This is a genomic window from Pseudomonas sp. ES1 (genome assembly GCF_050586605.1).
GTDB classification, from domain to species: Bacteria; Pseudomonadota; Gammaproteobacteria; order Pseudomonadales; family Pseudomonadaceae; genus Aquipseudomonas; species Aquipseudomonas sichuanensis.
The window spans coordinates 42,602-65,420 of record NZ_JBOBDM010000016.1 but is presented as its reverse complement, the minus strand read 5'-3'; the positions used below and the strand labels follow the sequence as shown (position 1 = coordinate 65,420).

20 protein-coding genes are annotated in these 22,819 nt (G+C 65.2%); 11 read left to right on the top strand and 9 right to left on the bottom strand.

Annotation, left to right across the window (positions count from 1 at the left end):
- Positions 1-65: 65 nt before the first annotated feature.
- Positions 66-983 (top strand): LysR family transcriptional regulator, encoded by a 918-nt coding sequence (locus ACQ4N9_RS09300; RefSeq protein WP_347149690.1) that lies wholly within the window; start codon positions 66-68, stop codon positions 981-983.
- 134 nt (positions 984-1,117) lie between these two features.
- On the opposite strand, the gene mqo is transcribed toward ACQ4N9_RS09300, so the two are convergent.
- Positions 1,118-2,695 carry a malate dehydrogenase (quinone) gene (mqo, locus tag ACQ4N9_RS09295; RefSeq protein WP_390967798.1) on the bottom strand — a complete coding sequence of 526 codons (1,578 nt, stop codon included), beginning with the start codon at positions 2,693-2,695 and terminating at the stop codon, positions 1,118-1,120.
- A gap of 214 nt (positions 2,696-2,909) precedes the next feature.
- On the opposite strand from mqo, the gene ACQ4N9_RS09290 reads away from it, so the two are divergent.
- From ACQ4N9_RS09290 to yddG, 4 genes are all read left to right on the top strand, one after another.
- Positions 2,910-4,130 (top strand): putative DNA modification/repair radical SAM protein, encoded by a 1,221-nt coding sequence (locus ACQ4N9_RS09290; RefSeq protein ID WP_390967797.1) that lies wholly within the window; start codon positions 2,910-2,912, stop codon positions 4,128-4,130.
- Positions 4,121-4,993, top strand: coding sequence for a TIGR03915 family putative DNA repair protein (locus ACQ4N9_RS09285; protein WP_390967796.1), 873 nt, complete (start codon positions 4,121-4,123; stop codon positions 4,991-4,993). Before ACQ4N9_RS09290 ends, ACQ4N9_RS09285 begins: the two co-directional genes overlap by 10 nt.
- 157 nt (positions 4,994-5,150) lie before the next feature.
- Positions 5,151-7,322, top strand: a complete 2,172-nt coding sequence (locus tag ACQ4N9_RS09280) for a TonB-dependent siderophore receptor (protein WP_390967794.1) — start codon at positions 5,151-5,153, stop codon at positions 7,320-7,322.
- 105 nt (positions 7,323-7,427) lie between these two features.
- Positions 7,428-8,327 carry an aromatic amino acid DMT transporter YddG gene (gene yddG / locus ACQ4N9_RS09275; RefSeq protein WP_390967793.1) on the top strand — a complete coding sequence of 300 codons (900 nt, stop codon included), beginning with the start codon at positions 7,428-7,430 and terminating at the stop codon, positions 8,325-8,327.
- On the opposite strand, the gene ACQ4N9_RS09270 is transcribed toward yddG, so the two are convergent.
- The 4 genes from ACQ4N9_RS09270 to ACQ4N9_RS09255 all read right to left on the bottom strand — a co-directional run bounded on the left by ACQ4N9_RS09270 (position 8,269) and on the right by ACQ4N9_RS09255 (position 11,063).
- Positions 8,269-8,925, bottom strand: coding sequence for a helix-turn-helix transcriptional regulator (locus ACQ4N9_RS09270; protein ID WP_390967792.1), 657 nt, complete (start codon positions 8,923-8,925; stop codon positions 8,269-8,271). The two genes, yddG and ACQ4N9_RS09270, sit on opposite strands and share 59 nt — an antisense overlap.
- Before the next feature lie 16 nt (positions 8,926-8,941).
- A complete protein-coding gene (locus ACQ4N9_RS09265) occupies positions 8,942-9,574 on the bottom strand; it encodes a hypothetical protein (RefSeq protein WP_390967791.1) in 633 nt (210 codons plus the stop codon).
- A 101-nt stretch (positions 9,575-9,675) separates the two neighbouring features.
- Positions 9,676-10,155 (bottom strand): VOC family protein, encoded by a 480-nt coding sequence (locus ACQ4N9_RS09260; RefSeq protein WP_390967790.1) that lies wholly within the window; start codon positions 10,153-10,155, stop codon positions 9,676-9,678.
- A gap of 74 nt (positions 10,156-10,229) precedes the next feature.
- Positions 10,230-11,063: an AraC family transcriptional regulator gene (locus ACQ4N9_RS09255; protein ID WP_125859315.1), complete on the bottom strand. Its 834-nt coding sequence runs from the start codon at positions 11,061-11,063 to the stop codon at positions 10,230-10,232.
- A gap of 211 nt (positions 11,064-11,274) precedes the next feature.
- Here ACQ4N9_RS09255 and ACQ4N9_RS09250 point away from each other — a divergent pair, with 211 nt between their 5' ends.
- The 3 genes from ACQ4N9_RS09250 to ACQ4N9_RS09240 all read left to right on the top strand — a co-directional run bounded on the left by ACQ4N9_RS09250 (position 11,275) and on the right by ACQ4N9_RS09240 (position 14,397).
- Positions 11,275-12,165 carry a protein phosphatase 2C domain-containing protein gene (locus ACQ4N9_RS09250; RefSeq protein ID WP_390967789.1) on the top strand — a complete coding sequence of 297 codons (891 nt, stop codon included), beginning with the start codon at positions 11,275-11,277 and terminating at the stop codon, positions 12,163-12,165.
- Positions 12,166-12,301: 136 nt separating this feature from the next.
- On the top strand, positions 12,302-13,663 hold the full coding sequence (locus ACQ4N9_RS09245; RefSeq protein ID WP_125859318.1) for a hypothetical protein: 1,362 nt from the start codon (positions 12,302-12,304) through the stop codon (positions 13,661-13,663).
- 161 nt (positions 13,664-13,824) lie between these two features.
- On the top strand, positions 13,825-14,397 hold the full coding sequence (locus tag ACQ4N9_RS09240; RefSeq protein WP_390967788.1) for a ComF family protein: 573 nt from the start codon (positions 13,825-13,827) through the stop codon (positions 14,395-14,397).
- A 90-nt stretch (positions 14,398-14,487) separates the two neighbouring features.
- On the opposite strand, the gene ACQ4N9_RS09235 is transcribed toward ACQ4N9_RS09240, so the two are convergent.
- Both ACQ4N9_RS09235 and ACQ4N9_RS09230 read right to left on the bottom strand, forming a co-directional pair.
- Positions 14,488-15,825, bottom strand: a complete 1,338-nt coding sequence (locus ACQ4N9_RS09235) for an OprD family porin (RefSeq protein WP_390967787.1) — start codon at positions 15,823-15,825, stop codon at positions 14,488-14,490.
- A 275-nt stretch (positions 15,826-16,100) separates the two neighbouring features.
- Positions 16,101-16,346, bottom strand: coding sequence for a type II toxin-antitoxin system prevent-host-death family antitoxin (locus ACQ4N9_RS09230; protein ID WP_125464712.1), 246 nt, complete (start codon positions 16,344-16,346; stop codon positions 16,101-16,103).
- Between the two features lie 208 nt (positions 16,347-16,554).
- Here ACQ4N9_RS09230 and ACQ4N9_RS09225 point away from each other — a divergent pair, with 208 nt between their 5' ends.
- Both ACQ4N9_RS09225 and ACQ4N9_RS09220 read left to right on the top strand, forming a co-directional pair.
- Positions 16,555-17,016, top strand: a complete 462-nt coding sequence (locus ACQ4N9_RS09225; protein WP_190306001.1) for a PaaI family thioesterase — start codon at positions 16,555-16,557, stop codon at positions 17,014-17,016.
- A 120-nt stretch (positions 17,017-17,136) separates the two neighbouring features.
- On the top strand, positions 17,137-17,460 hold the full coding sequence (locus ACQ4N9_RS09220; protein ID WP_390967786.1) for a DUF2790 domain-containing protein: 324 nt from the start codon (positions 17,137-17,139) through the stop codon (positions 17,458-17,460).
- A gap of 10 nt (positions 17,461-17,470) precedes the next feature.
- Here ACQ4N9_RS09220 and ACQ4N9_RS09215 read toward each other — a convergent pair whose 3' ends face one another.
- Both ACQ4N9_RS09215 and ACQ4N9_RS09210 read right to left on the bottom strand, forming a co-directional pair.
- Entirely contained in the window at positions 17,471-18,199 is a 729-nt protein-coding gene (locus ACQ4N9_RS09215) for a hypothetical protein (protein WP_390967785.1), read from the bottom strand.
- A 117-nt stretch (positions 18,200-18,316) separates the two neighbouring features.
- Positions 18,317-19,063, bottom strand: a complete 747-nt coding sequence (locus ACQ4N9_RS09210) for a sulfite exporter TauE/SafE family protein (RefSeq protein ID WP_125859325.1) — start codon at positions 19,061-19,063, stop codon at positions 18,317-18,319.
- Positions 19,064-19,300: 237 nt separating this feature from the next.
- On the opposite strand from ACQ4N9_RS09210, the gene ACQ4N9_RS09205 reads away from it, so the two are divergent.
- Positions 19,301-22,705 (top strand): Ig-like domain-containing protein, encoded by a 3,405-nt coding sequence (locus tag ACQ4N9_RS09205; RefSeq protein WP_390967784.1) that lies wholly within the window; start codon positions 19,301-19,303, stop codon positions 22,703-22,705.
- Positions 22,706-22,819 lie beyond the last annotated feature (114 nt).

Sequence of the window (22,819 nt, the reverse complement as noted above, 5' to 3'; positions counted from 1 at the left end):
GGCCCATGCTAGCCACCGCGTTAGGATTCGATAATTCGAAAGCACTTATTCCTACGATTCAAAATATGAATATCACCAACAAAGACCTCAACCTGCTGCACCTGTTCCAGGTGCTCTACGAGGAGCGCAACGCCTCCCGTGCCGCCGAGCGCATGGCCCTCAGCCAGCCGGCGCTGAGCCACAAGCTGAACAAGTTGCGTCACCAGTTCGGCGACCCGCTGTTCGTCCGCGCGCCACGCGGGCTCACGCCTACGCCCCGGGCCCATGAACTGGCGCCGCAGGTGCAGGTGCTGATTGGTCAACTGCAAAGCTTCTTCGAGCGCTGCGATGGCGAGAACTTCCTCGCCCGCCCTGCCCGCCTGCACCTGTACAGCACCGACTACCTCGAGCAGACGTTGCTGCCCAGGTTGCTGCCGATCCTGCGCAGCCAGGCACCAAACCTCACCCTGGTCACCCACAACACCCGTGGCGAATTGCCCCGCGAGGCGCTGGAGAAAGGCACCTGCGACCTGGCCATCGCCGGTTTCTACACCGGCCTGCCAGACACCTTTCACCAGCAGCGGCTGCTTGGCGAGGACTTCGTGGTGCTGGCTTCACGGGGCAACCCAAGGCTGACCGACGGCTTGAGCCTTGAGGCCTTCGTCGCCTGCGAGCACCTGATCACCACCCTGACCGGCGACCTCGACGGCCGTGTCGACCGCGCCTTGCGCGCCCTGGGCCATGAGCGGCGGATTGTCGCTGGGCTGTCCAGCTTCATCGCCCCGACGCGACTGGTCAGTGGCACCGACCTGCTGCTGACTTGCCTGCGCTCCCTGGCCGTCGATGCGCTCGAGCGCGACGCCGAACTGTGCATCCACCCGCTGCCGCTGGCGCTGCCACAGGTGGAGGTGATGCAGATCTGGCATGAACGAACCCATGCCGATCCGTTGCGGCGCTGGTTTCGTCAGCAGGTGCGGGAGGTGGCGGCGCAGGTCGGTGCGTAAAGACGCTGGATGCGCTACGGCCCCATCGCCGTCAAGCCGGCTCCCACTCCGATCGCGCAGGGCTTGAGGCCAGCGCGGTCGAGGTGGGAGCCGGCTTGCCAGCGAAAAGACCGCAAAGCGGTCTCAAGGCTGAGTCAGGGCGCGGCAACCTCACTGGGCGGCGCCAACTGCAGCACTGCACTGGTGTAGTCCCACTCCTCCTGCACCTTGTCCGGGTGTTCGTTCAGGCGGATGCCATACGACGGGATGATCTGCCTGACCTTGGCCTGCCATTCGGGCGTGGCCAGTTTGTCCTTGAACACCTTGCCCAGCAGGTCGAGCATGATCGGCGGCGCAGTCGAGGCCCCGGGCGAGGCGCCCAGCAGCCCGGCGATGCTGCCGTCCTTGGCGGTGACGATCTCGGTACCCAGCTTGAGCACCCCGCCCTGGTTCTCGTCCTTCTTGATGATCTGCACCCGCTGCCCGGCCTGCCACAGGCGCCAGTCCGCAGGCTTGGCCTCGGGGAAATAAGTCTGCAGCGCGGCAAAGCGGTCATCGTCGGACTGCAGCACCTGGCCGACCAGGTACTGCACCAGGTCGAACTCGCGCACCCCGACCCGCACCATGGGCCAGGTGTTATGGATCGTGGTGCTGCCCAGCAGGTCCAGCAGCGAACCCTGCTTGAGGAACTTGGTGGAGAAGGTGGCGAACGGCCCGAACAGGATCATCCGCTTGCCATCGAGCACCCGGGTATCCAGGTGCGGCACCGACATCGGCGGCGCACCGGTGGCGGCGATGCCGTAGGCCTTGGCCATGTGGCGTTGGGCGATGGCCGGGTTGTCGGTGACCAGGAACGAGCCGCCCACCGGGAAGCCGGCATAGTCCTTGGCCTCGTCGATGCCGGACTTCTGCAGCAACGGCAGCGCGGCGCCGCCGGCACCGATGAACAGGAACTTGGCGTCGGTGGCGGCGGTGCTGCCATCTTTGAGGCTCTTGTACTCGACGTGCCAGCTGCCATCGTCGTTGCGGGTGATGTTCTCGACCTCGGTGGACAGCTTGAGGTCGAAGTTCGGCCGGGTCTGCAGGTAGCCCACGTACTGGCGGGTGATCTCGCCAAAGTTGACGTCGGTGCCGATCGGCGTCCAGGTCACCGCGAGCTTCTGGTTGGGGTCGCGCCCTTCCATCATCAGCGGCACCCACTTGGCGATCTGCGCGTGGTCTTCGGAATACTGCATGGGCTTGAACAGCGGGCTGGCCTGCAGTGCCTCGTAGCGTTTGCGCAGGAAGCGGATGTTGTCGTCGCCCCAGACGAAACTCATGTGCGGGGTGGTGTTGATGAAGGAGCGTGGGTTCTTCAGCACCCCCTGCTTCACCTGCCAGGCGAGGAACTGCCGGGTGATCTGGAACGATTCGTTGATCTCCACCGCCTTGCTGATGTCGATCTTGCCGTCCTTCTCCGGCGTGTAGTTGAGCTCGGCCAGCGCCGAGTGCCCGGTGCCGGCGTTGTTCCAGCCGTTGGAGCTTTCTTCGGCAACCTTGTCCAGGCGCTCGACCATTTCCATCGACCAGCCCGGCTCCAGCTCGTTGAGCCACACGGCAAGGGTGGAACTCATGATGCCGCCGCCCACCAACATCACATCGACCTTCTTGCTCTCGGCAGCCTGGGCGGTCGCCAGGCCCATGGCCAGGCACAGGGCCGCCAGGGCCCATGGGGATTTACCGACGATCTTCATGTGCGCACCCTTTCAATGAGTCGTGAGCCTGAAACAAACTGAAATGAAGCTTAGCCGAGTAAAACAGTCGGGTAGGCGTCTGTGGGCGCTGCGGTTGGCCATCGCGACTTGGCAGCGACAGGGCAACGCTGATGCCGCAAGTCTCGACAACGGACACTTGCCATCAGCTCAATCCCGAAATACTGTATGAATATTCAGTATTTCGGATCATCCCATGCAGCTCATCGCCAAACTCGGCATCCTCGCCGACGCCGCCAAATACGACGCTTCCTGCGCCAGCAGCGGTGCGCCCAAGCGCGGTTCGCGTGGCCGTGAGGGGCTGGGCGCCACCGACGGAACAGGCATTTGCCACAGCTACACCCCCGACGGGCGCTGCGTGTCGCTGCTCAAGGTGCTGCTGACCAACTTCTGCCTGTACGACTGCCAATACTGCGTCAATCGCCGCTCCAGCAACGTGCCGCGGGCACGCTTCAGCCCTGAGGAAGTGGTGCGCCTGACCCTGGATTTCTACCGGCGCAACTGCATCAGCGGGCTGTTTTTGAGCTCCGGGATCATCCGCTCGGCCGACTACACCATGGAGCAACTGATCCGGGTGGCGCGCCTGCTGCGCGAAGAGCACAACTTCCGTGGCTACATCCACCTCAAGACCATCCCGGATGCCGACCCGCTGCTGATCGAGGAGGCCGGGCGCCTGGCCGACCGGCTCAGTGTCAATATCGAACTGCCCACCGACGCCAGCCTCCAGCGCCTGGCCCCGGAGAAGCAGGCCAGCACCATCCGCCAGGCCATGGGCGTGATCCATCAGGGCCAGCAAGCGGTGGCCAACGAGCCCCGGGCGCCGCGCTTCACCCCCGCCGGGCAGAGCACCCAGGTGATCGTCGGCGCCGACGCCACCGACGACAGCACCCTGCTGCGCAACGCCGAATCGCTGTACCAGGGCTACGGCCTCAAGCGCGTGTACTACTCGGCCTTCAGCCCGATCCCCGACAGCCCCGCCAGCGTGCCCCTGGCGGCCCCGCCACTGCTGCGCGAGCACCGCCTGTACCAGGCCGACTTCCTGTTGCGCGGCTATGGCTACAAGGCCGGCGAACTGCTGGGCGCAAGCGGCAACCTGGCGCTGGACATCGACCCGAAACTGGCCTGGGCGCTGGCCAACCGCGAGGTGTTCCCGCTCGACGTCAACCGCGCAGAACCGGCGCTGCTGGCACGCATCCCCGGCATCGGCCTGCGCAGCGTGCAACGCATGGTGGCCCTGCGCCGCGAACGGCGGATCCGCTACGACGACCTGATCCAGCTGCGCTGCGTGCTGGAAAAAGCCCGCCCGTTCATCGTCACCAGCGACTACCGACCGGCCCAGGCCGAACTGCGCAGCGGGCTGTTGCGCGAGCGCCTGCGCGAACCCCAGGCCCCCGTGCAGATGGGGTTGTGGGGGTGATCGCGCTCGATTGCGACGACTGCTTCGCCACCTGGCGCGACCAGGCCAGGCGCCTGCTCGGCCACGGTATCGACCCGGCCGAAGTCACCTGGAGCCAGGGCCCGATGAACGACCTGCTGGCCGTCCCAGAGGCGCTGCCCGAAGGCCCAGGCCCCTTCCATGCCCGGGTGCCGGCGGCCTTGCTGGCCCAACTGGAGCAGGCCGGGCGCTACCGCGGTGAACAGCGCTGGAACCTGCTGTACGAAGTGCTCTGGCGCGTCGCCCATGGCGACCGCACCGCCATGCTCGCCGGCGACCGCCTGGGCAGCGAGCTGCAACGGCGCATCAAGCAGGTCGGCCGCGAAGCCCATCACCTGCATGCCTTCGTGCGCTTCGTACCACTGCCTGCGGCGCTGGCCGAACACCTGCAGCTGGACCTGGTGGCCTACCACGAACCGGCCCACGACATCCTCGACAGCGCCAGCGGCCACTTTGCCGAGCGCCTGGGGCGCCAGCGCTGGTTGATCGCCACGCCTCGCGACGGCGTGCGCTACGACGGTACGTCGCTCGAATACCAGCGGCGCTGCCCAGAAGCCTGGCAGCAATGGGCACGCACGGCCGAAGACCCCGATGCCGAGCTGTGGCTGACCTATTACCGCCACACCTTCAACCCGGCCCGGCTCAACCCTGATGCCTTGCGCCAGCATCTGCCCGGGCGGTTCTGGCGCCACCTGCCGGAAGGGCCGCTGATTCCGCAACTGGTGGGCCAGGCGCGCCACGGCAAGCAGCGGGACGGCCAGGCACGGGAAGTGGCGCAACAGCGTGGCAAACAGATCACCGCCAGCCCCGCGCGGCCTCTCAGGTCGCCTTCCGCCGAGGCTTGAGCAGCGTGCGTCAGCCCTGCAAAAACCATTCGCTCGAATGGTAATTGTGAAAAAAACGTCAAATTCATATCCGGCCGGGCTATGAGCGCGCGAGAAATCCTGACAGACTTATTGCTAATCGTTCTCATAAGCACTAGTAATAAGGATAAAGCCCGGCATGTCTCCGCTTCGCTTGCCCCGCCGCTTCACGCCCACGCGCAACCTGCTGGCCATGGCTGTCTGCATGGCCTCCCTGCCCCTGGCAGTCGCCGCCGAACCGCCGCAAACCGATGCACCGGCCGTGCTCGAACTGGGGGCCACGGCCATTAACGACAGCCGCCTGGGTAGCACCACCGAAGGTTCGCAGTCGTACACCACCGGGGCCATGTCCACCGCTACCAAGCTGCCACTGACCATGCGCGAAACACCCCAGTCGGTGACCGTGATCACGCGCCAGCGCATGGACGACCAGGCCATGACCAGCATCAACGATGTGGCCAAGTACACGCCGGGCCTGTTCCTCAACCAGTCCAACGGCCCGGGCCGCCAGACCTACACCGCTCGCGGCTTTGACGTCGACAACATCATGTACGACGGCATCCCCAGCGCGTACACCGGCTGGGTGGTCGGCGCCCAGCCGAACCTGGCGATGTTCGATCGGGTGGAAGTGGTGCGCGGCTCCACCGGCCTGGTCACCGGCGCCGGCACCCCCTCGGCCGCCATCAACCTGGTGCGCAAGCGCCCATTGGCCGAGCAGAAAGTCACCCTGACCGGCGCCGCCGGCAGCTGGGACAACTACCGCGGCGAACTCGACGCCTCCAGCCCGCTCAACGACAGCGGCACCCTGCGCGGCCGAGTGGTCACCTCATACCGCGACGCCAACGGCTTTCGCGATGGCCAGGAAGAAGATCACGGCCTGTTCTACGCCATCACCGAAGCCGACCTGAGCGAAGACACCACCCTCACCCTCGGTTTCTCCCACCAGAAGGACAAGACCAACTTCTTCTGGGGCGCCATCCCCAGCGACCTCGGCGGCCATCACCTGGACGTGTCGCGCTCGTACAACCCGGGCACCGACTGGGAGAACAAGGACCAGGAGATCAACACCCTGTTCGCCGAAGTGCGCCACCGCCTGGCCAACGACTGGAAGCTGCAGGTCAACGCCAACTACAGCGAACAGGACGCGCTGTTCCGCGGCTCGTACCAGTCGCGCTGGAACGCCGCCAAGACCCTGAGCCGGACGGTCTACCAGTCGAAACACGACGAGAACCAGCTGGGCCTGGATGCCTTTGCCAGCGGCCCGTTCCAGGCCCTGGGCCGCACCCACGAACTGGTGGTCGGCGCCAGCAAGCGCCTCTACGACATGAACGAGGACAACTACAGCCCGTACAACACCGACTACCCCCTCGGTGGCGGCAAGCCCGGCTTCGTGCACACCAGCAACAACCGCTACCTGATCAACCAGGAAGGCGTCTACAGCACCACCCGCCTGAGCCTGGCCGACCCGCTCAAGCTGATCCTCGGCGGGCGCCTGGACTGGTACGACTACGACCAGCGCGACAACGACGCCGGCGACTACAAGGTCACCCGCAAGGTCACCCGCTACGGCGGCCTGATCTACGACCTGGATGACCAGCACTCGGTCTACGTCAGCTACACCGACATCTTCACCCCGCAGGACGGGCGCGACGGCTCCGGCAAACCGGTAACGCCGATCGTCGGCAAGAACTACGAGGTCGGCATCAAGGGCGAGTACTTCGACGGCGCACTGAACGCCAGCCTGGCGGTGTTCCGCATCGACCAGGAAAACCGCCAGGTCGAGGTGAAACTGCCGAACTGCCCGCAGCTGAGCTGCTACCAGGCCTCCGGCGAGGTGCGCAGCCAGGGCATCGACTTCGAACTGCAGGGCGCGCTGACCGAGCAGTGGCAAATCGGTGGTGGCTATACCTATGCCCGCGTGCACACCGTCAAGGACCAGAACAACCCGCAGAACATCAACAAACCACTCAACTCCGACACCCCCGAGCACCAGTTCAAGCTGTACACCACGTACCGCTTCCAGGGCCCGCTGGAAAAACTGCGCGTGGGTGGCGGCGTCACCTGGCAGAGCCGCATGTACAACGACATCGCCCTGGCCGATGGCAGCAGCTATCGGCTGATCCAGGGCGGCTATGCGGTTACCGACCTGATGGCCGGCTACCAGGTCAGCCCGCATCTGGACCTGCAGCTCAACGCCAACAACGTGTTCGACAAGCACTACTACTCGTCGATTTCCGATTCAGTGGACTACGGTGGCGATACCTTTGGCGACCCACGCAACTTCATGCTGACCGCCAAGTACAGCTTCTGATATTTCCAGGCGCAGGGATGCGCCGCCCCCTCCTGCTCTGTCGCCAGGCTTGGATACAAACTGTCTACCCGGTTAGACTCCGCGCCTTTTCCAGCGAGCCCGCCCATGGCCAGGATTACCGGACGCAACGCCACCCTCTGCGGCCTCGCCGCCATTCTGCTGTGGAGTACCGCCTCGGGCCTGATCCGCAGCGTCAGCCAGCATTTCGGCGCCATTGGCGGCGCGGCGCTGATCTACACCCTGGGCGCGCTGTTGCTGCTGGTATTGCTGGGCAAGCCACGTTTGCGCAAGGCCTCGCCCTGGTACCTGCTCGGCGGCTCGGCGCTGTTCGTTGCCTACGAGATTTGCCTGTCACTGGCGCTAGGCTATGCCCTGGACAGCACCCAGGCGATCCAGCTGATGGTGGTCAACTACCTGTGGCCGAGCCTGACCGTGCTGCTGGCGATCGTGATGAACCGCCAGGCGGCGCGCTGGTACATCGTGCCAGGCACCGCGCTGGCACTGCTCGGCATCCTTTGGGTGGTCGGCAGCGATGGCCTGTCGCTGGCCAGCGTGCTCGCCAACATCCGCTCCAACCCGTTGGGCTATAGCCTGGCGGCCAGCTGCGCGATCACCTTCGCGCTGTACTGCAACATCACCCGCCGCTACGCCGACGGGCAGAACCATGTGGTGCTGTTCTTCCTGCTCACTGCGGCGGTGCTGTGGCTCAAGTACGCCATCAGCGCAGAAACGCTGCCGGCCTTCAGTACCGGCGCCAGCCTGGAACTGCTCGGGGCGGGCCTGTCCATTGCTGGCGGCTACGCGTTGTGGAACTTAGGCATCCTGCGCGGCAACCTGACCCTGCTGGCCACCGCCTCGTACTTTGCCCCGGTGCTGTCGTCGGCGTTCGCCGCACTGTGGCTCGGCGCGCACCTGGCCCTACAGTTCTGGCAGGGTGCCCTGCTGGTCACCCTGGGCTCTTTGCTGTGCTGGCAGGCGACCCGCCAACCTCGCTCGGACGCCTGACGGCGAAGCGGCACACCTGCCCACCGCGCAGCATGCATTCCAGGTGCTGCGCCTCGCCGCCCCCCAGGGCGCCGATCAGCGCCAGGTCCAGTTCGCACACCGACGGGTGCGCCTTGGCCAGGTGATGGAACACGCAGTTGTGGGCGACGATCTCCGGCTCACCGGAGGAGCGGAAGAACACCGCCGCTTCATAGCCGGCCTGGTTCATGTGCTGCACGATCCGCGCCTCATCGACCACCTCCTGCTCAAGGTCGGCAGCCAGCTTGCGCCCCAGGCCACGCAGCAGCGCCAGCAACGCGTCGTTGCCAAGCAGGCCGGCGACCTCGTCGATCAGCAGGTTAGCCAGCAGGGGGTACTGCCGCGGGAACAGCTCGCGGGCCTGCTCGGTGAGCTGGTGCAGTTGCTCTGGCCGGCGCCCGGTGGGCCGGGTGGCACCGCGCTGCACCAGGCCGTCGCGCTCCAGCGCCGCCAGGTGCTGGCGCACCGCGGTACGGGTGATTGCCAGCGCCTGGGCCAGGTCATCGATGCTCATGCCCGCCGGCTGATGCAACAGCGCATAGAGCAGGTCACGCTGGGTACGGCCCAATCCTTCCAGCATTGGCGCAGGCTCCTGTTCAGAACTTGTCGGGGAACTGCTTGACCAAGGCCCCGGCCAGGGCATCGGCCAGCACCAACATGTGTTGGCGCATCATCTGCCAGGTCTGTGCTTCGCCGGCATAGTCGCGGGCGGCCAGCTGGTCGATCTGCGCCACATGGTGGCCGCCGTGGGCACTGAGCAGGGTCAGCAAGGTCGGTTCGGGCAGGTAGGGGTTGGCCTTGGCCAGGAACCCCGCGATGGCCTTGGCGTTGCCCGACAGCTCGTTGACCGCCGCCTGCTGCCCGGACTTGTCCCTGGCCACCGTGGCATCGCTGTAATGCTTGACCGCGCCCCAGTGCCCGGCCAGCAGCTTGAGCATCTGCTCCGCCGCCGATTGGCCATACAACGGCGCCAGGCTGTTGGCGATGGTGGTGGCGTTGCTTACCACCTGCCTGGCCGCCGTGTCGGCCTGAGCCTTGTTACCGGCCTGGTTGGCAACGGCGTAGTTGCGCACCCAGAACACATGCTCGACCCACAAATCGCGCAACGCCAGGCGCGTGCTCAGTGCCGCAGGCTCGGCGGCGGGCGCATCGGTGCTGGCCAAGGCCTGGTTGTATAGCGGCTGCGCGCACAGGGCGAGCAACAGCAGTGCAGCAATCTTGATGTTCATGACGACACCCTCGAAGTGGATGGCCCCCAACAAGGGTAATTTAAGCATCAAAATATGTTTTTATTGGCCGAAGCGCTGGATTCAGACCAATGGTCCACGGCTCATCCCTTGATGGCTTTCTCGATGGTTGCGATGTCGATCTTGCCCATGTCCATCATCGCCTCCCAGGCCCGCTTGGCTGCCGCCCGGTCGCTGCCGGCGACGGCCTGGGTCAGCACACGCGGGCTGATCTGCCACGACAGCCCCCATTTGTCCTTGCACCAACCGCACACACTCTCCTGGCCGCCGTTGCCGACGATGGCGTTCCAATAACGATCGGTCTCCTCCTGGCTGTCGGTCGCCACCTGGAACGAGAACGCCTCGCTGTGGCTGAACGCCTTGCCGCCGTTGAGGCCGATGCAGGGGATGCCCATTACCGTGAATTCGACGGTGATCACATCGCCCTGCTTGCCCGACGGGTAGTCGCCGGGGGCCTTGTGCACGGCGATCACCCGGCTGTCTGGGAAGGTCCTGGCATAGAAATTCGCCGCCTCTTCGGCATCGGTGTCGTACCAGAGACAGATGCTGTTCTTAGGGGGCATGGGCAGGTCTCCTGTGGTCTTGCGAAGGTCCCACGAGTCTAGCCCCCGTGCCCGCCGGCACTGGCGGTGCGCGATCAGCGGCCGGCCAGGGGGATCCACAGGTCGACGTAACCGCCACCGTGAATCGGGTCGAAATCGGCGCTGTACAGCTCGAACTCCGGCGCATCGGCCGCCTGGTAGCCGGACGCCGGCAACCACTGGTTGAACACGGTGTAGACCGTCTGGTGGATCATCGACACATGGCCCTGGTGGCGGAACACCGCATAGTCCCGTGCCGCCAGCCGGAAGTGGCTGAAGTTCGGCGGCAGGTCGCCAGCGCGGGCCACCTCGACCCCGGCGATGTACTCGAAACTGCCGTCGTCGCCGGGGTTGCAGCACACCCCGTAGGTGGCGTCGCCGACCTGGCCGGGCACACGCCCGACGTAGGGGTCGAAAGCCTGCCACAGGCCAGGGATGCCTTCGTTGCGCTCGAAGGTGAAGCGCCCGCCGAGGCCGGCGATGATGAAGGCATCGCGGTGTTCGAAACGCGGTTCGGCAAGCGGGATGAAGTCGAGGGTTTTCATGCGCAGGGGCTCCAGCAAGGCAGAGGGGTCGTGGGCCTGGCCGCGCAGCTGGCTCGGCGGCATGCCGAACAGCTCGCAGAAGGCCCGGGTGAACGCTTCGTGGGAGCTGTAGCCAGCCGCCAGCGCTACTTCAAGGATGTCCGGGCAGCCACCGCGCAGGGCCTGCGCGGCACGGCTCAGGCGCCGGGCCCGCACATAGCGCATCACCGGCCAGCCGGTGGCGGCGGCGAACTGGCGTGCCAGGGCGAACGGCGAAAGCCCGAAGTGCCGGGCGACACGGCCCAGGTCCAGGTCGGTGTCCAGGGCCGTCTCGATGTACCACAGGATGTGTTCGATGCTTCGCATTCCCTTGCTCCTCAGTCAGCGCCGCCACACTACCAAGGGTGTTGGCGGACGACTTGATCGTTCTTGCGCGTAGCCAGCGCAATCAGTCTCAGCGAGCCTTTTCTTCGGCGCGATGCTGACCGAGCACAATGGGCATGGCGGCCTCGTCGAAAAAGGTTGCTGGGCTATGGATCATTGCTGCAAACACTCTGGGCGACAAGCGCACGGCTCGATGCCAGGTTTGACGCAGGGCGCCGCAGCGTTCAAGGTCAGTGCCGCACCCAGCCCCACTGACGCGGAGACCGCCATGCATTTCGACCTGATCCAGACCCTGAGCCTGGCCGGCAAGCCGGATGTGCCCAACGACGATCGTCTCGGCTGCGCCGAGCGCCATGCCTGGGTCATCGACGGTGCCACCGACCTCGGCCCGGCCGGCCTGCTCGGCGAGCGTGGTGGTGCGGCTTGGCTGGCGGGCGCGGCGCAGCGTGCCTTCGCTGGCGCTTGCGGGCCTTTGCAAGGTATCTGCGAGCAGGTATTCGACACCCTGGCCCAGGACTACGAGCAAGCCCGCCAGCGCGAGCCGCTGGCCCCGTGGGAACTGCCCCGCGCGGCCTTCGCCGCCGTGGCCCTGGAGGGCGACGAACTGGTCTGCGCGCACCTGGCCGACTGCGTGGTGCTGCACCGCAGCGCCCAGGGCGTGGCCTTCCTCACCCCGGCCCCCGACCGCGAGGCCGAACGCGCCGAAGCCGCTGCCCTGGGCCCCGGCACCGGCGCCTTCGGTGTGCGCACACCGGCGGTGCTGGCCGACCGCCGCGCCGCCCGCGAACGGCCGCGGGCCGTGCTGGGTGTCGAACCCGAACAGGCCCGCGCCGGCACTTGCTACAGCCGCACCCCGGTGGCCAGGGGCGACGATGTGCTGCTGATGAGCGACGGCTTTGCCGCACTGTTCGACACCTACCGGGCCTACGACCCGGCCGCATTCATCACCCGCCTGCTGAGCCACGGGCTGGCCGACCTGGCCCGTACCCTGCGCGGCATCGAGCAGGACGACGCCGCCTGCGTGCGCTACCCGCGCTTCAAGATGAGTGACGATGCGTCGGCGATCTGGTTGAGGGTGGGCTGAGGCGACCACTGCATCATCAAGAAATGCCCTACAACAATTTGGGAAGCACTCAGGCGTTTGTGGCTTCACACCGTAATTCGCTTCCCTATGATTTCCCCAACGACGCTAGGTACCGTAGTCCAGGGGAGATTCAAGCTTGTCGGAACTTGAAAAAAAACTGCAGCACCTGACCGCAGAACAGATCGAAGTACTCTACGCGCAGTATCTCGCTGGCGAAAAAGTTTCCGTGCTGCTCGATCGCTATGCCATCGACCTGAAACCCACCCAGCTCATCAAGGCCCTGCCACCCCGACTGATCGAAGACCTCATCTGCCCATACTGCAACACGCCGCTGTTTCAGCGCCGCCCCGCCAAGTCCGCCCTGGGTGGGGCAAAGCAACCGGCGTTCTGCTCGCGCTGCGAGCACCAGCACCACTTCCCCTACTATCACCGCCCCCCTCAGGCGTGCCAGTGCAGCCCTTGCCAGCTGGCACGGGAGCAGGCGCGACTGCAGCGTGAAGCTGAGTTGCGCCAGCGCGTGCAAGCGTTCCATGGGCTGGAGGCTGTTACCCCTGTGCCATTTTCCAGCTTGAGCCTGACCCACAAGCTGCAACTGATGGCGTTGTTCGAAGCCCGCAGCGATTGGCGCCTCGACTGCCTTCTACCGGCACGGGCGGTGAAAGGTGATGCCTGCATCGCCCCGTCAGAAGCGATGGAGCAGGCAGTTCTGCAGTCGCTGCGCGAGGCAAAAGTGTTGATGGTTGATCCGACGTCGCCGCTCGATGCCTTCGATTCGGGGCCTACACCCACGCCCCGGTTCGATAGGGTCTACTGGCGGGTCAATGTCAGCTTGGGCGACGGGCAACGCACGAACCTCGCCGACTTGTACCGCGCCATCCATCGCGAACTGTCGCGCGGCCCCATGCCCGCCTGGCGCGAAGAGATTGCCGAGGCCATCCACACCCTCGCCTTAGAAGAGGTCTACGGCTATCTGGAAAGCTACTGCGCTGAACACAGCCTGCCCTTCCAGGCGTGGAAGAAAGGCCGTGAAGTCATCGCGCAGCTGCTGGAAGAGCTACCGGTATGCCAGGTCTGGTACCTCGCCAAACTGGCTGTGAACAATGCAGTCGTGTATTTCAACAAGGGCTCGGTGAGCAAGACCCAAGCCAGCAATGGCATCCCCAACAGCATGCTGGCGCTGGGGCAAAAGGCCGTGGAAGGTGCATGGACAACAAAATGGCACAAGCACAGCGTCAGGTCTCCCCGCTCCGGATTCAGCAAGGCCCTCCACGACCTGCTGCTCAAGCATGACGACTACGGTCGCGAGCGCAGGATTGGCAATTACATCACGGCACTACCGAGCGCAGCCTACGGCCCCGGCACTGCCGAAATCTGCTGCAGTGCCTGCGGCTCCCTGGCCATTCATGTGCAGACGAAGGTCAATGAGACCATCGTCAACTGCAAGGACTGCATGGCGAGATCGTTGCTCCCCACCGATGGCCATCGCCACCTTCAGTAGCAAAAATCACCTGCAATTCATGCGCGCCCAGAAAAGGACTACACGAAAAACGGAAAGCATGAAGTCGATCGCGGGCAAAGTCGGACTTAAAATGTTTCCGCGAACTACAAGAACAGCGGAAAAACTCCCGCTTCATCGACTCATGTACAAGGAAGCACGCAATGCTGATCCAGCCCCTCCCTTACCACGGCCCCTGGGACCGAGCCATCAGCCTCGACTGGCACACCGTGCTCAGTACCCCCATCGGCCTGAACGCACAGGGCCACATGCAGTTTGAAATCCTGCGCACCGACATCGGCGAGGCGCTGTTCCAGCTCAAGTACCGCGACGACTTCCAGCAGGTCGCCTTCCTCGCTCGCTCGGTGGCCGCCGCCTTGGCCGGGCAACGCTTCGACCTGGTCATCCCCATGCCTGCCAGCAGGCAGCGCCCCTGCCAGCCGGTCCACGAAGTGGCCAGGCAGGTGGCGGTATTGTTGGGCAGCACCTACAGCGACCAGCTTTTGCTGAAAACCTGGAACACCGCCATGATGTCCGACCTCGCCAACTATGAGCAGCGGGCCAAGGCGCTGGCCGGCTGTTTCATCGTCAACGACACCCTGCGCCATGGCGCCGATGTGTTGCTGCTGGACGACCTGGTCGACACCGGTGCCTCGCTGGAGGCTGCCTGCACTGCCCTGCGCGAATGCGCCAGCATTCGCAGCATTTCGCTGGTTGCTATGACGCGCCGGCACTGAACAGGCAAAAAAAAGGCGCCTCACGGAGGCGCCAAAACATTCACCTGTAACCAAAGGAGCGCGTGGGCTTCTAAAGGTGAATTCGGGTAGTCACAGAATCGACAGCGGGTATTCGACGATCAGCCGCACCTCGTCCAGGTCAGACTCGAACGCCGTGGCCCGGGTGGTGGCCTGGCGCACCCGCAGTGACAGGTCCTTGGCCGCGCCGGTCTGCACCACGTACTTGACCTCGATATCGCGCTCCCAGCGTTTCTGGTCGGTGAGCGGGTCGCCGTTGCCGTCGCGGCGCATGTAGAAGGCGTTGGCGTTGCTGTAGTCGGCGTCGCTGCCACGCCCGTAACGGGTCATGAAGGTCAGCCCCGGCACGCCGTAGGTGGCCATGTTCAGGTCGTAGCGCAGCATCCAGGAACGCTCCTTCGGCGAGTTGAAGTCGCTGTACTGGATGGAGTTGTCGAGGAAGATCGAATCGGACTGGCGCAGGTAGTCGAAATCATCGTCGCCGTTGTTGCGCTGATGGGACAGCGCCAGGGTGTGAGCGCCGTAGCGCACGCCGAGCTTGGCGCTCCAGATATCGTTGTCGAACTGGCCGAGGCGCTGACGGCCTTCGTCCTTGGCGTTGTAGAAATTGAACCCGCCGATCAGCGCCAGCTCGTCGCTGAGTGGCCAGGTGACGCTGGTGCCGGCGTAGTACTGGTTCCACACATCCTTCAGGCGGCTGCCGAACAGGCTGACGCTGACGTAGTCGTTGATCGCGTAGTCGCCACCGCCGTAAGCAATCCATGGCGAATCCACCGGGCCGCCGTAGAAGGTCACGAAGTTGTCGCGCAGATCGCTGGACACCGGCTGGCTCATGGCATGCAAGCGCCCGCCCTGCAGGGTCAGGCCCTTGAGGCTGGTGTTCTCCACGGTCACGCCACGGAAGCTCTCCGGCAGCAGGCGCGAGTCGCCGGCGGCCACCACCGGGTTGGCCGGGAACACATCACCCACCCGCAGCACGGTGTCGTACAGGCGCAACTTGGCGGCGCCGCCGACCTTGCTGTACTCGTCCCGGGCCTGACCGTCGCGGTCCACTGGCAACACATCGAACGAGCTGCGCCCGCCATTGCGCCCACCGCCGGTGTCGAGTTTGAGCCCGAGCATCGCGAAGGCATCCAGCCCCACGCCCACGGTGCCCTCGGTGAAGCCGGACTCGAAGCGGGTGATGATGGCGTGGGCCCAGGCCTCGGAGTAGCCGTTGGCGCTGTCCTTGCCGCTGTTGTAGGTCGGCGCCGGGCCGTCGCGGTGGTCACGGTTGAAGTAGAAGTTGCGGTTGAGCACATTCAGGCGGCTGCCTTCGATGAACCCCTCTTGCTGCGTGTCGCCGGCCCAGGCGGCGGGGCCGGCCATTGCCACCAAGGCGGCCAGGGAAAGTGTCGGACCGTTTCTCATGCGATGCTCCTTCGCTGCGGCTGTTGTAGTTGTACGGCCTCGGCGCTGGAGCGTCCCTGGTCTGGCCAGATGCGCGTGCACCCAGCCCCTTCGGCCGAGGCTGATGCTCGCTGCTGGCGGATAACGGCAAGGTGATGGGCGGATTACAATTGCGTCATGCGCGCGCTTGCGTCCGGCATTGGGGATGCTGGGTTAATTGGTACTTGAGGTGGGTGAGGCTTGCGGGACAGGAGGGGTTGCTTCAACGCTTCAGGGCAGAGGGCAGAAGCTCGAGCTTATAGGTCATCCAGCTTCACCGGCACGCCCTTCTCGTGCGCACGAGCCTTGACCAGTTGCGCCAGTTCGATGTCTTCCAGTTGCTCCATCATCGCCTCATAGAGTTCAGCGGGCACCATGTAGCCCATGACGCGATTATGATTGAGCACTGCCACTGGCTGCCCCTGTGCACCCGCCATTACAGCCGTGGGATTCTTCTTCAATTCCGAGACGCTGACGGTGATGTCGGCGAAGATGTTCTGCATGATCAAGCCCTCAATGAAGGGCTAGATTTTGGTCTTTATTTAGGGCTCATTCAAGTCGTACAGGTCGCTTTCCAATATAAGCAAACGACACTTCGGGCCCGCCACAATGACGCAGTCCCTCCCCTCAGTCACCTGGCATTTCTACCAGTAGACACGCGCCAGCCCCTCCCGAAACATGCCAGCTGCCGGCCCAAAGGGAGTGCCCGCCATGCAAAGCGCCACGTTGTTCTGGAAGGTTGCCAATGGCGACCACCCCTGCCCCCATGCGTCTTCGCTGCTGGGCTGGGAGTTTATCTTCTATGAGCCGGACAAACGCCAGGTCCGGGTGCGCTTTCATGCCTCGGCTTCGTTGACCACGCCGCTGCAGTGCATCCACGGCGGCATGCTCGGGGCCATGCTGGATGACTGCATGGGCGCGGCGGTACTGGCCGCCCTCGGCCCTGAAGAGGTGGCGCTGAGTGCAAGGCTGGAAACCCGCTTGTTGGCCCCGGCCCTGCCGGGCCACCTGGCCGGCGTGGCCAGGGTCACCCGCCGCATCGGCAAACTGCACTACACCAGCGGTGAGCTGCACGCCGAGGACGGTACGCTGCTGGCGACCGCCAAGGCCTGCTACAAGGTCATCCCCATGCCGCCGGGCGGGGTCTTGCAGGGTGCCGTCGAGCCGGGGTGACGCCCTTGCCGGGCATGGGCCTGGCCATACCTTGCGCATCTGTAACCCTGGCGTCATGCCCCTGTTGGCTGGTGCTGGCTAGCCTGGGCTTCGAAACCGCACCCCTTTCGGAGGCCCACCATGCTACGACTGACCCTGAGCGCCGCGTTGCTGGCGCTGTCCCTCTCGGCCCAGGCCACAGGTTTTACCAGCCGGGCAAACGAGCAACTGCTGGAGGACCACCAGCAAGCCGTGGCCGCCTACGCGGCGGAGCGCGCCAAGCCCATGCCGGAGATCGTCGACTACCGCTACGGCATGCGCCTGGACGTTGCCCGCCTGGTGCGCCAGTCAGCCGACCCGCGCAACTGCAACGTCGTGCCCCGCTTGATGACTTACGAGGACAGCCAGGGCACCCTGCGCACCGTGCGCTACGTGATGCAGTCGCAGTGCATCAACAACAAATGACTGGCTGGCGTCAGGCGCTGACGCGCCCGCGTTGTACCAGGTTGCGATAGCCCAGCCACAGCACGCCCAACAGCAACACGCCCAGCAGCACCATCAACTCGACGCTGTAGCGTGCCACCAGCGCCGCGAAGCCGAGCACTTCGCGGTACACCTGGATATCGGCGCTGCCGTCGGCATGCCGGATGCTGATGCCGCCCTGGCGGATCTGCGAGTAGTCAGTGTCGAAATACACCCATATCCAGCTCTCGCCCGCCGCTTCGATACTGGGGATTTCGACAAGGTTGGTGGGCGCCTCCAGCAAGGTATCGTTGCCAGCGCTGTCGCGAATCTGCACCAGGCCCTTGGCCGGCAGGCGGATCTGCACGGCCTGCAGCGGGCGCTGCCGGTGGTTGAACAGTTCGATCAGCAGCCCGGTGCGGTGGTCCACCAGCCCCGCCTCGAATGGCTTGGCGAACAGCTGCAGGTACGGCCCCTGGGCCAGCTCCACCAGCTTGTCGACCTGCGGGTCGGCGAGCGCGCCGTTGCCGATCTCGCGGACAAGCCCATGCAGGCGCTCGTACTTGAGCAACGCGTTGGCCGTGCTGATACGTTCGCTGAACTGGCCCGGGTAGGTAAGGTGGGCGTAGGTCAGGCGCGCTTCGAGGCGGTTGTCGTCACGCAGCAGGGCGAAGAGCGCGGTGGCGGTGACCGCGATGACCAGCAGGCCCGCGAGGGCTTTACCGACTTTTTCCCAGCTCACCTTGGGGTTCCTTGTACTGCAGGGTTGGCGACAGGCAATGGCGGGCAAGGGTGCCAAGAAGCGGGGGCCGCGGCAAGGCATCTTTGCCTTGGCTGGCCCCTTGGTCGCAAGGCCGGCTCATCCTCGGCTCAGCAACCCCGGCACCGCCACCACCAGCATCGCCACGCCCGACAGGGTCAGCAGCCCCAGCACGATCCGGCGAAACGCCAATTCGCTGATGCCCAGGTACAACCGTGTGCCGAACAGGGTTGGCAGCAGCATCGCCAGCGCCACCACGGCAAACGACGGCAGCAGCGCCGCCGTCACCAGCCCGCTGCCGATGTAGGTGAGCAGGGTCACCGCCAGCATCGACAGGTTGAAGTTCTGGATCACCGCGCGCTGGGTGTCGCGCTCGAAGCCGCGCAAGGTGCACCACAGTGTCGGCACGGTGCCGGTGAAACCGCCGATACCACCCAGCACACCCCCGACCATGCCCACCGCGCCATCGGCCAGGCGCCCGCCGCGCAACCTGGGCAGGCGCGGCGCCAGCAGCATCAGCGGGCACCACAGCACCAGCAGGCTGCCGAACACCGCCTTGAACCACAGCATGTCCAGGTAGGGCAGCACCCACACCCCCAGCGGGATGCCAGCCAGGCCACCGAGCACGAAGGGCCACAGCAGGGCCCAGCTGAAGCCCCGGCGCACACTGAACACGGCGATCAACTGGCCGCTGAGGCTGCCGAACACGGTCAGCACCGCCGCCGCCTGGGGCTCCAGGCCCCAGGCCCAGAACGACATGGCCACCATGCCGAAGGCAAAGCCCGACAGGCCTTGGACGAAACCGGCAACGACAGCGCCGAGGGCGATCAGTAACAGCGGGTCCATGAATACTCCATACAGATGACCAGTGGGGCAGCATTCCCCACCCATCAGTGGGTGACTATCCCCAGGTTTGCGGCGAAGGCTGAGCGTATCGCGTTCGCATCTTTTGTAACATCTTGAAATATCTGGCCCTTGGCCACATTGCCTTTGGCACAGCCGTTGCTCATCCCACCTACAGGGCACGGCGCCACCCCAAGGGTGGGCAACAGATGCCCGTTGCACAACACGGGGCATACCGCAATGAAGAAACCAGCTGCAACATCCCTACAGGTGTTCAGGTTGTCCTCAGTCACGGCGCTACTGCTCAGCTTCGGGCTGGTGGGCGCGGTAGCCGGATCCCTGGACGACGTCAGCCAGCCACCGCCCGGCGACCCTTCCGCCTACAGCGACCCACCCGCCACCCCAGTGGCCGCGGCGGCGGCGCTCGAAGCGCTGAAAAGCATGCCAGAAGCCAACGAAGGCTCGCTGGAACTGACCAATGGGGTTTTCGGCGACCGCTCCACGGTAACCACCGACAACGTGCTGCAGCCAGCGCAGCAGACCTCGCGCAAGTACCCCACCAACGGCAAGCCCAGCCCGTTGTTCGGCGCCGAGCCGTTCACCCAGCAACTGCTGCTGCTCGAAGAGTTCGGCCCGGAAAAACTCGACCCGGCCACCCCGCCCTACCAACTGACGTTCCCGCCACCCATCCTCGGCCCGGCCCCCGCCCAGGACCCTGACATCGTTGCCCGCAGCAGCCCCAACGGCAACGCCCTGGAAGCCTTCCTCACCCAACCTGGGCTGACGCCGTTCCCGTCGCAGTATGCCAACGTGCTCGACCGCAACCCGTGGAAGGCGCAGATCGAGATGTTCCTCAACCGCAATTCGGTAGGCTCGCCCGCCGAAGGTCGCCCACCAGGAAAGGGCTGGTCGCACCAGCGCTGGAACGAGTTCTACCCGCAGGCCGCGTTCAAGACCGCGCAGGCCGGTGCGCGCATCAACCAGGGCCTGCGTGACCGCAAGCAGCTGCACGGCTACAGCAAAGGCGAGTTCGGCCCCGGCGGCCTGTACTACCAGACCTCGGATATCCCCACCACCCTGGGTACCACCAAGGGCATCGACACGCGCTTCCACCCGAAGATGCCGCTGCAGAACCACAAGGCGCTGTGGACCTTCGACGGCACCTTCCCGATCAAGCTGCTGATGGTGCGCTACGGCCAGCCGGTGCTGATGCGCCACTACAACGCGCTGCCGATCGACCCGTCGGCCAACAACGGCTTTGGCCTGCACACCATCTCCACCCACGAACACAACGGCCACTCGCCGGCGGAAAGCGACGGCTTCGCCAACGCCTACTTCTTCCCCGGCCAGTACTACGACTACCGCTGGCCAATCCAGCTGGCCGGCTACGACACCATCAACACCCGCGCCCAGGACCCACGCGCCGCCTTCCCCTGCTCGCCAGGCGAAACCCTGTACGTCAATGACAGCTCACCGGGCCTGAAGACCTGCGAGAACGGCAGCATCAAGATCCGCGGCGACTGGCGCGAAACCATGAGCACCCACTGGTTCCACGACCACATGCTCGATTTCACCGCGCAGAACGTCTACAAGGGCAACGCGGTGATGATGAACTACTACTCGGCCATCGACCGCGGCAACGAAGCCCTGCAGGACGGCGTCAACCTGCGCTTCCCCAGCGGCAGCGCAATGCCCTGGGGCAACCGCGACTACGACGTCAACCTGGTGGTCGCCGACAAGGCCTGGGATGCCAACGGCCAACTGTGGTTCAACCCGTTCAACACCGATGGCTTCCTCGGTGACCAGATCCTGGTCAACTGGCAGTACCAGCCAAAGCTGAAAGTGCGTGCACGCAGCTACCGCTTCCGCATCCTCAACGGCTCGGTGTCGCGCTACTTCAAATTCGCCATCGTCCGTGAGGTGGCCGGCAGCAGCGGCGAGTTCAAGGGCCCGAGCGGCTCCAATGTGTCGTACAACCGCGTGCCGTTCCACATGATCGGCAACGACGGCAACATCATGGAACACGCGGTGCCGTTCGACGGCAGCATGGACCTCAACGGCGACGGCGACCGCCAGGACAACAACGGCATCCTGCCGCTGCAGGGCATCGCCGAGCGCTACGACATCATCGTCAACTTCGCCAAGAACGGGATCAAGGCCGGCGACAAGCTGTACTTCGTCAACCTGATGGAGCACGAGACCGGCAAGGGCCCGAAACAGCCCATCGCCCTGGCCGACATCCTGTCGGAGAAGTACAAGGCGGTGATCAAGCAGGCCAGCAACGGCCCGGAATGGGACAAGGGCGACCCGGCAGTCGGCAAGTTCCTGCAACTGCTGGTGCAGCCCTACAGCGGCCAGGACGTGAGCATGGACCCGACCTTGTATGAACCAGCCAAACCCGGCAAGGCCGAAGGCCTGGTGATGATCCCGCTGACCATCAACCCCGGCAACGCCGCCGACCAGACCAAACTTGCGGCCGCGCGCCACCGCGAATTCATCTTCGGCCGCTCGGACGGCACCGACAGCGCGCCCTGGACCATCAAGACCGACGGTGGCTTCGGCTTCAGCATGGACCCACGGCGTATCAGTGCTGCCCCGCAACTGGCCAACGAGGCGACTGCCGCCGGCTTCAGCGGCGACGGCACGCTCGAGGTGTGGAAGATCAAGAACGGCGGCAACGGCTGGAGCCACCCGGTGCACGTGCACTTCGAGGAAGGCGTGATCCTCAGCCGCGACGGCAAGGCGCCGCCGGAATGGGAGAAGTGGGCGCGCAAGGACGTGTACCGCATCGGCCCGGACAAAGACTCATCCGAGGAAGTGGAAATGGCCATTCGCTTCCGCGAGTTCGCCGGCACCTACATGGAGCACTGCCACAACACCCAGCATGAAGACTCCTCGATGCTGCTGCGCTGGGACATCGAGCACCCTGGCCAGTTCCAGCTGATGCCAACGCCGCTGCCCGGCTGGGATGGCGTGCAGTACGTCAACTCCGCCGCCCTGCCGACCTTCCGCAAGGCCGACGGCGACGGTGGTGGCAATGAAGACCCCGGCAACAAACCGCCAGTGGCGGTGAACGACAGCGCCGCCACCAGTGCCGGCAAACCGATCGTGCTCAACGTGTTGGCCAACGACACCGACCCCGACGGCAACCTGCCGCTGACGGTCAGCGGCCTGGCCCAGCCCGACTCGGGCATGGGCGCGGTGAGCAGCAACGGCACCCAGGTGACCTACACCCCGCCGGCCACGGTGGCCACGCCGTTCACCGCCAGCTTCACCTACCTGGCGCGTGATGCCAAAGGCCTGGAGTCGCTGGCCCCGGCCACGGTGAGCATCGCCGTATCGCCCGCCGTGCAGGCCGACACTGTGGTGGTCAGCAGCGCCAGCGTGCAACTGCGCAGCAACAACCGCTGGACCTGGGAAATATCCGGCACCACCAGCGTGGCCAGTGGCAACAGCATCCGCGTCAGCACCAATACCACCAGCGGGCCGCTCGACCTCGGGCTGGCGACGCTGACCGTCAGTGGTACCGGGGCACGCTGGAAGCTGTCGGTGACCACCACCAGCAGCGGCCCGGCCTCGCCACCGGCGGTGACCGTGAAGTCGGCGCTGGGGCAGACCGTGACCGCACCGTTGAGCATCAAGTGAAAGAAGGCTGGGGGCGCGCTGCGCCCCTTTCGCCGGCAAGCCGGCTCCCACAGTGACTGCATATGCCTTGTGAGCGGCGCTGTACATGTGGGAGCTGGCTTGCCAGCGATCGCC

Coding starts and splice junctions, on each gene's coding strand:
- ACQ4N9_RS09300 (WP_347149690.1), top strand. CDS start 66: ATGAATATCACCAACAAAGACCTCAACCTGCTGCACCTGTTCCAGGTG.
- mqo (WP_390967798.1), bottom strand. CDS start 2,695: ATGAAGATCGTCGGTAAATCCCCATGGGCCCTGGCGGCCCTGTGCCTG.
- ACQ4N9_RS09290 (WP_390967797.1), top strand. CDS start 2,910: ATGCAGCTCATCGCCAAACTCGGCATCCTCGCCGACGCCGCCAAATAC.
- ACQ4N9_RS09280 (WP_390967794.1), top strand. CDS start 5,151: ATGTCTCCGCTTCGCTTGCCCCGCCGCTTCACGCCCACGCGCAACCTG.
- yddG (WP_390967793.1), top strand. CDS start 7,428: ATGGCCAGGATTACCGGACGCAACGCCACCCTCTGCGGCCTCGCCGCC.
- ACQ4N9_RS09270 (WP_390967792.1), bottom strand. CDS start 8,925: ATGCTGGAAGGATTGGGCCGTACCCAGCGTGACCTGCTCTATGCGCTG.
- ACQ4N9_RS09265 (WP_390967791.1), bottom strand. CDS start 9,574: ATGAACATCAAGATTGCTGCACTGCTGTTGCTCGCCCTGTGCGCGCAG.
- ACQ4N9_RS09260 (WP_390967790.1), bottom strand. CDS start 10,155: ATGCCCCCTAAGAACAGCATCTGTCTCTGGTACGACACCGATGCCGAA.
- ACQ4N9_RS09255 (WP_125859315.1), bottom strand. CDS start 11,063: ATGCGAAGCATCGAACACATCCTGTGGTACATCGAGACGGCCCTGGAC.
- ACQ4N9_RS09250 (WP_390967789.1), top strand. CDS start 11,275: ATGCCAGGTTTGACGCAGGGCGCCGCAGCGTTCAAGGTCAGTGCCGCA.
- ACQ4N9_RS09240 (WP_390967788.1), top strand. CDS start 13,825: ATGCTGATCCAGCCCCTCCCTTACCACGGCCCCTGGGACCGAGCCATC.
- ACQ4N9_RS09235 (WP_390967787.1), bottom strand. CDS start 15,825: ATGAGAAACGGTCCGACACTTTCCCTGGCCGCCTTGGTGGCAATGGCC.
- ACQ4N9_RS09230 (WP_125464712.1), bottom strand. CDS start 16,346: ATGCAGAACATCTTCGCCGACATCACCGTCAGCGTCTCGGAATTGAAG.
- ACQ4N9_RS09225 (WP_190306001.1), top strand. CDS start 16,555: ATGCAAAGCGCCACGTTGTTCTGGAAGGTTGCCAATGGCGACCACCCC.
- ACQ4N9_RS09220 (WP_390967786.1), top strand. CDS start 17,137: ATGCTACGACTGACCCTGAGCGCCGCGTTGCTGGCGCTGTCCCTCTCG.
- ACQ4N9_RS09210 (WP_125859325.1), bottom strand. CDS start 19,063: ATGGACCCGCTGTTACTGATCGCCCTCGGCGCTGTCGTTGCCGGTTTC.
- ACQ4N9_RS09205 (WP_390967784.1), top strand. CDS start 19,301: ATGAAGAAACCAGCTGCAACATCCCTACAGGTGTTCAGGTTGTCCTCA.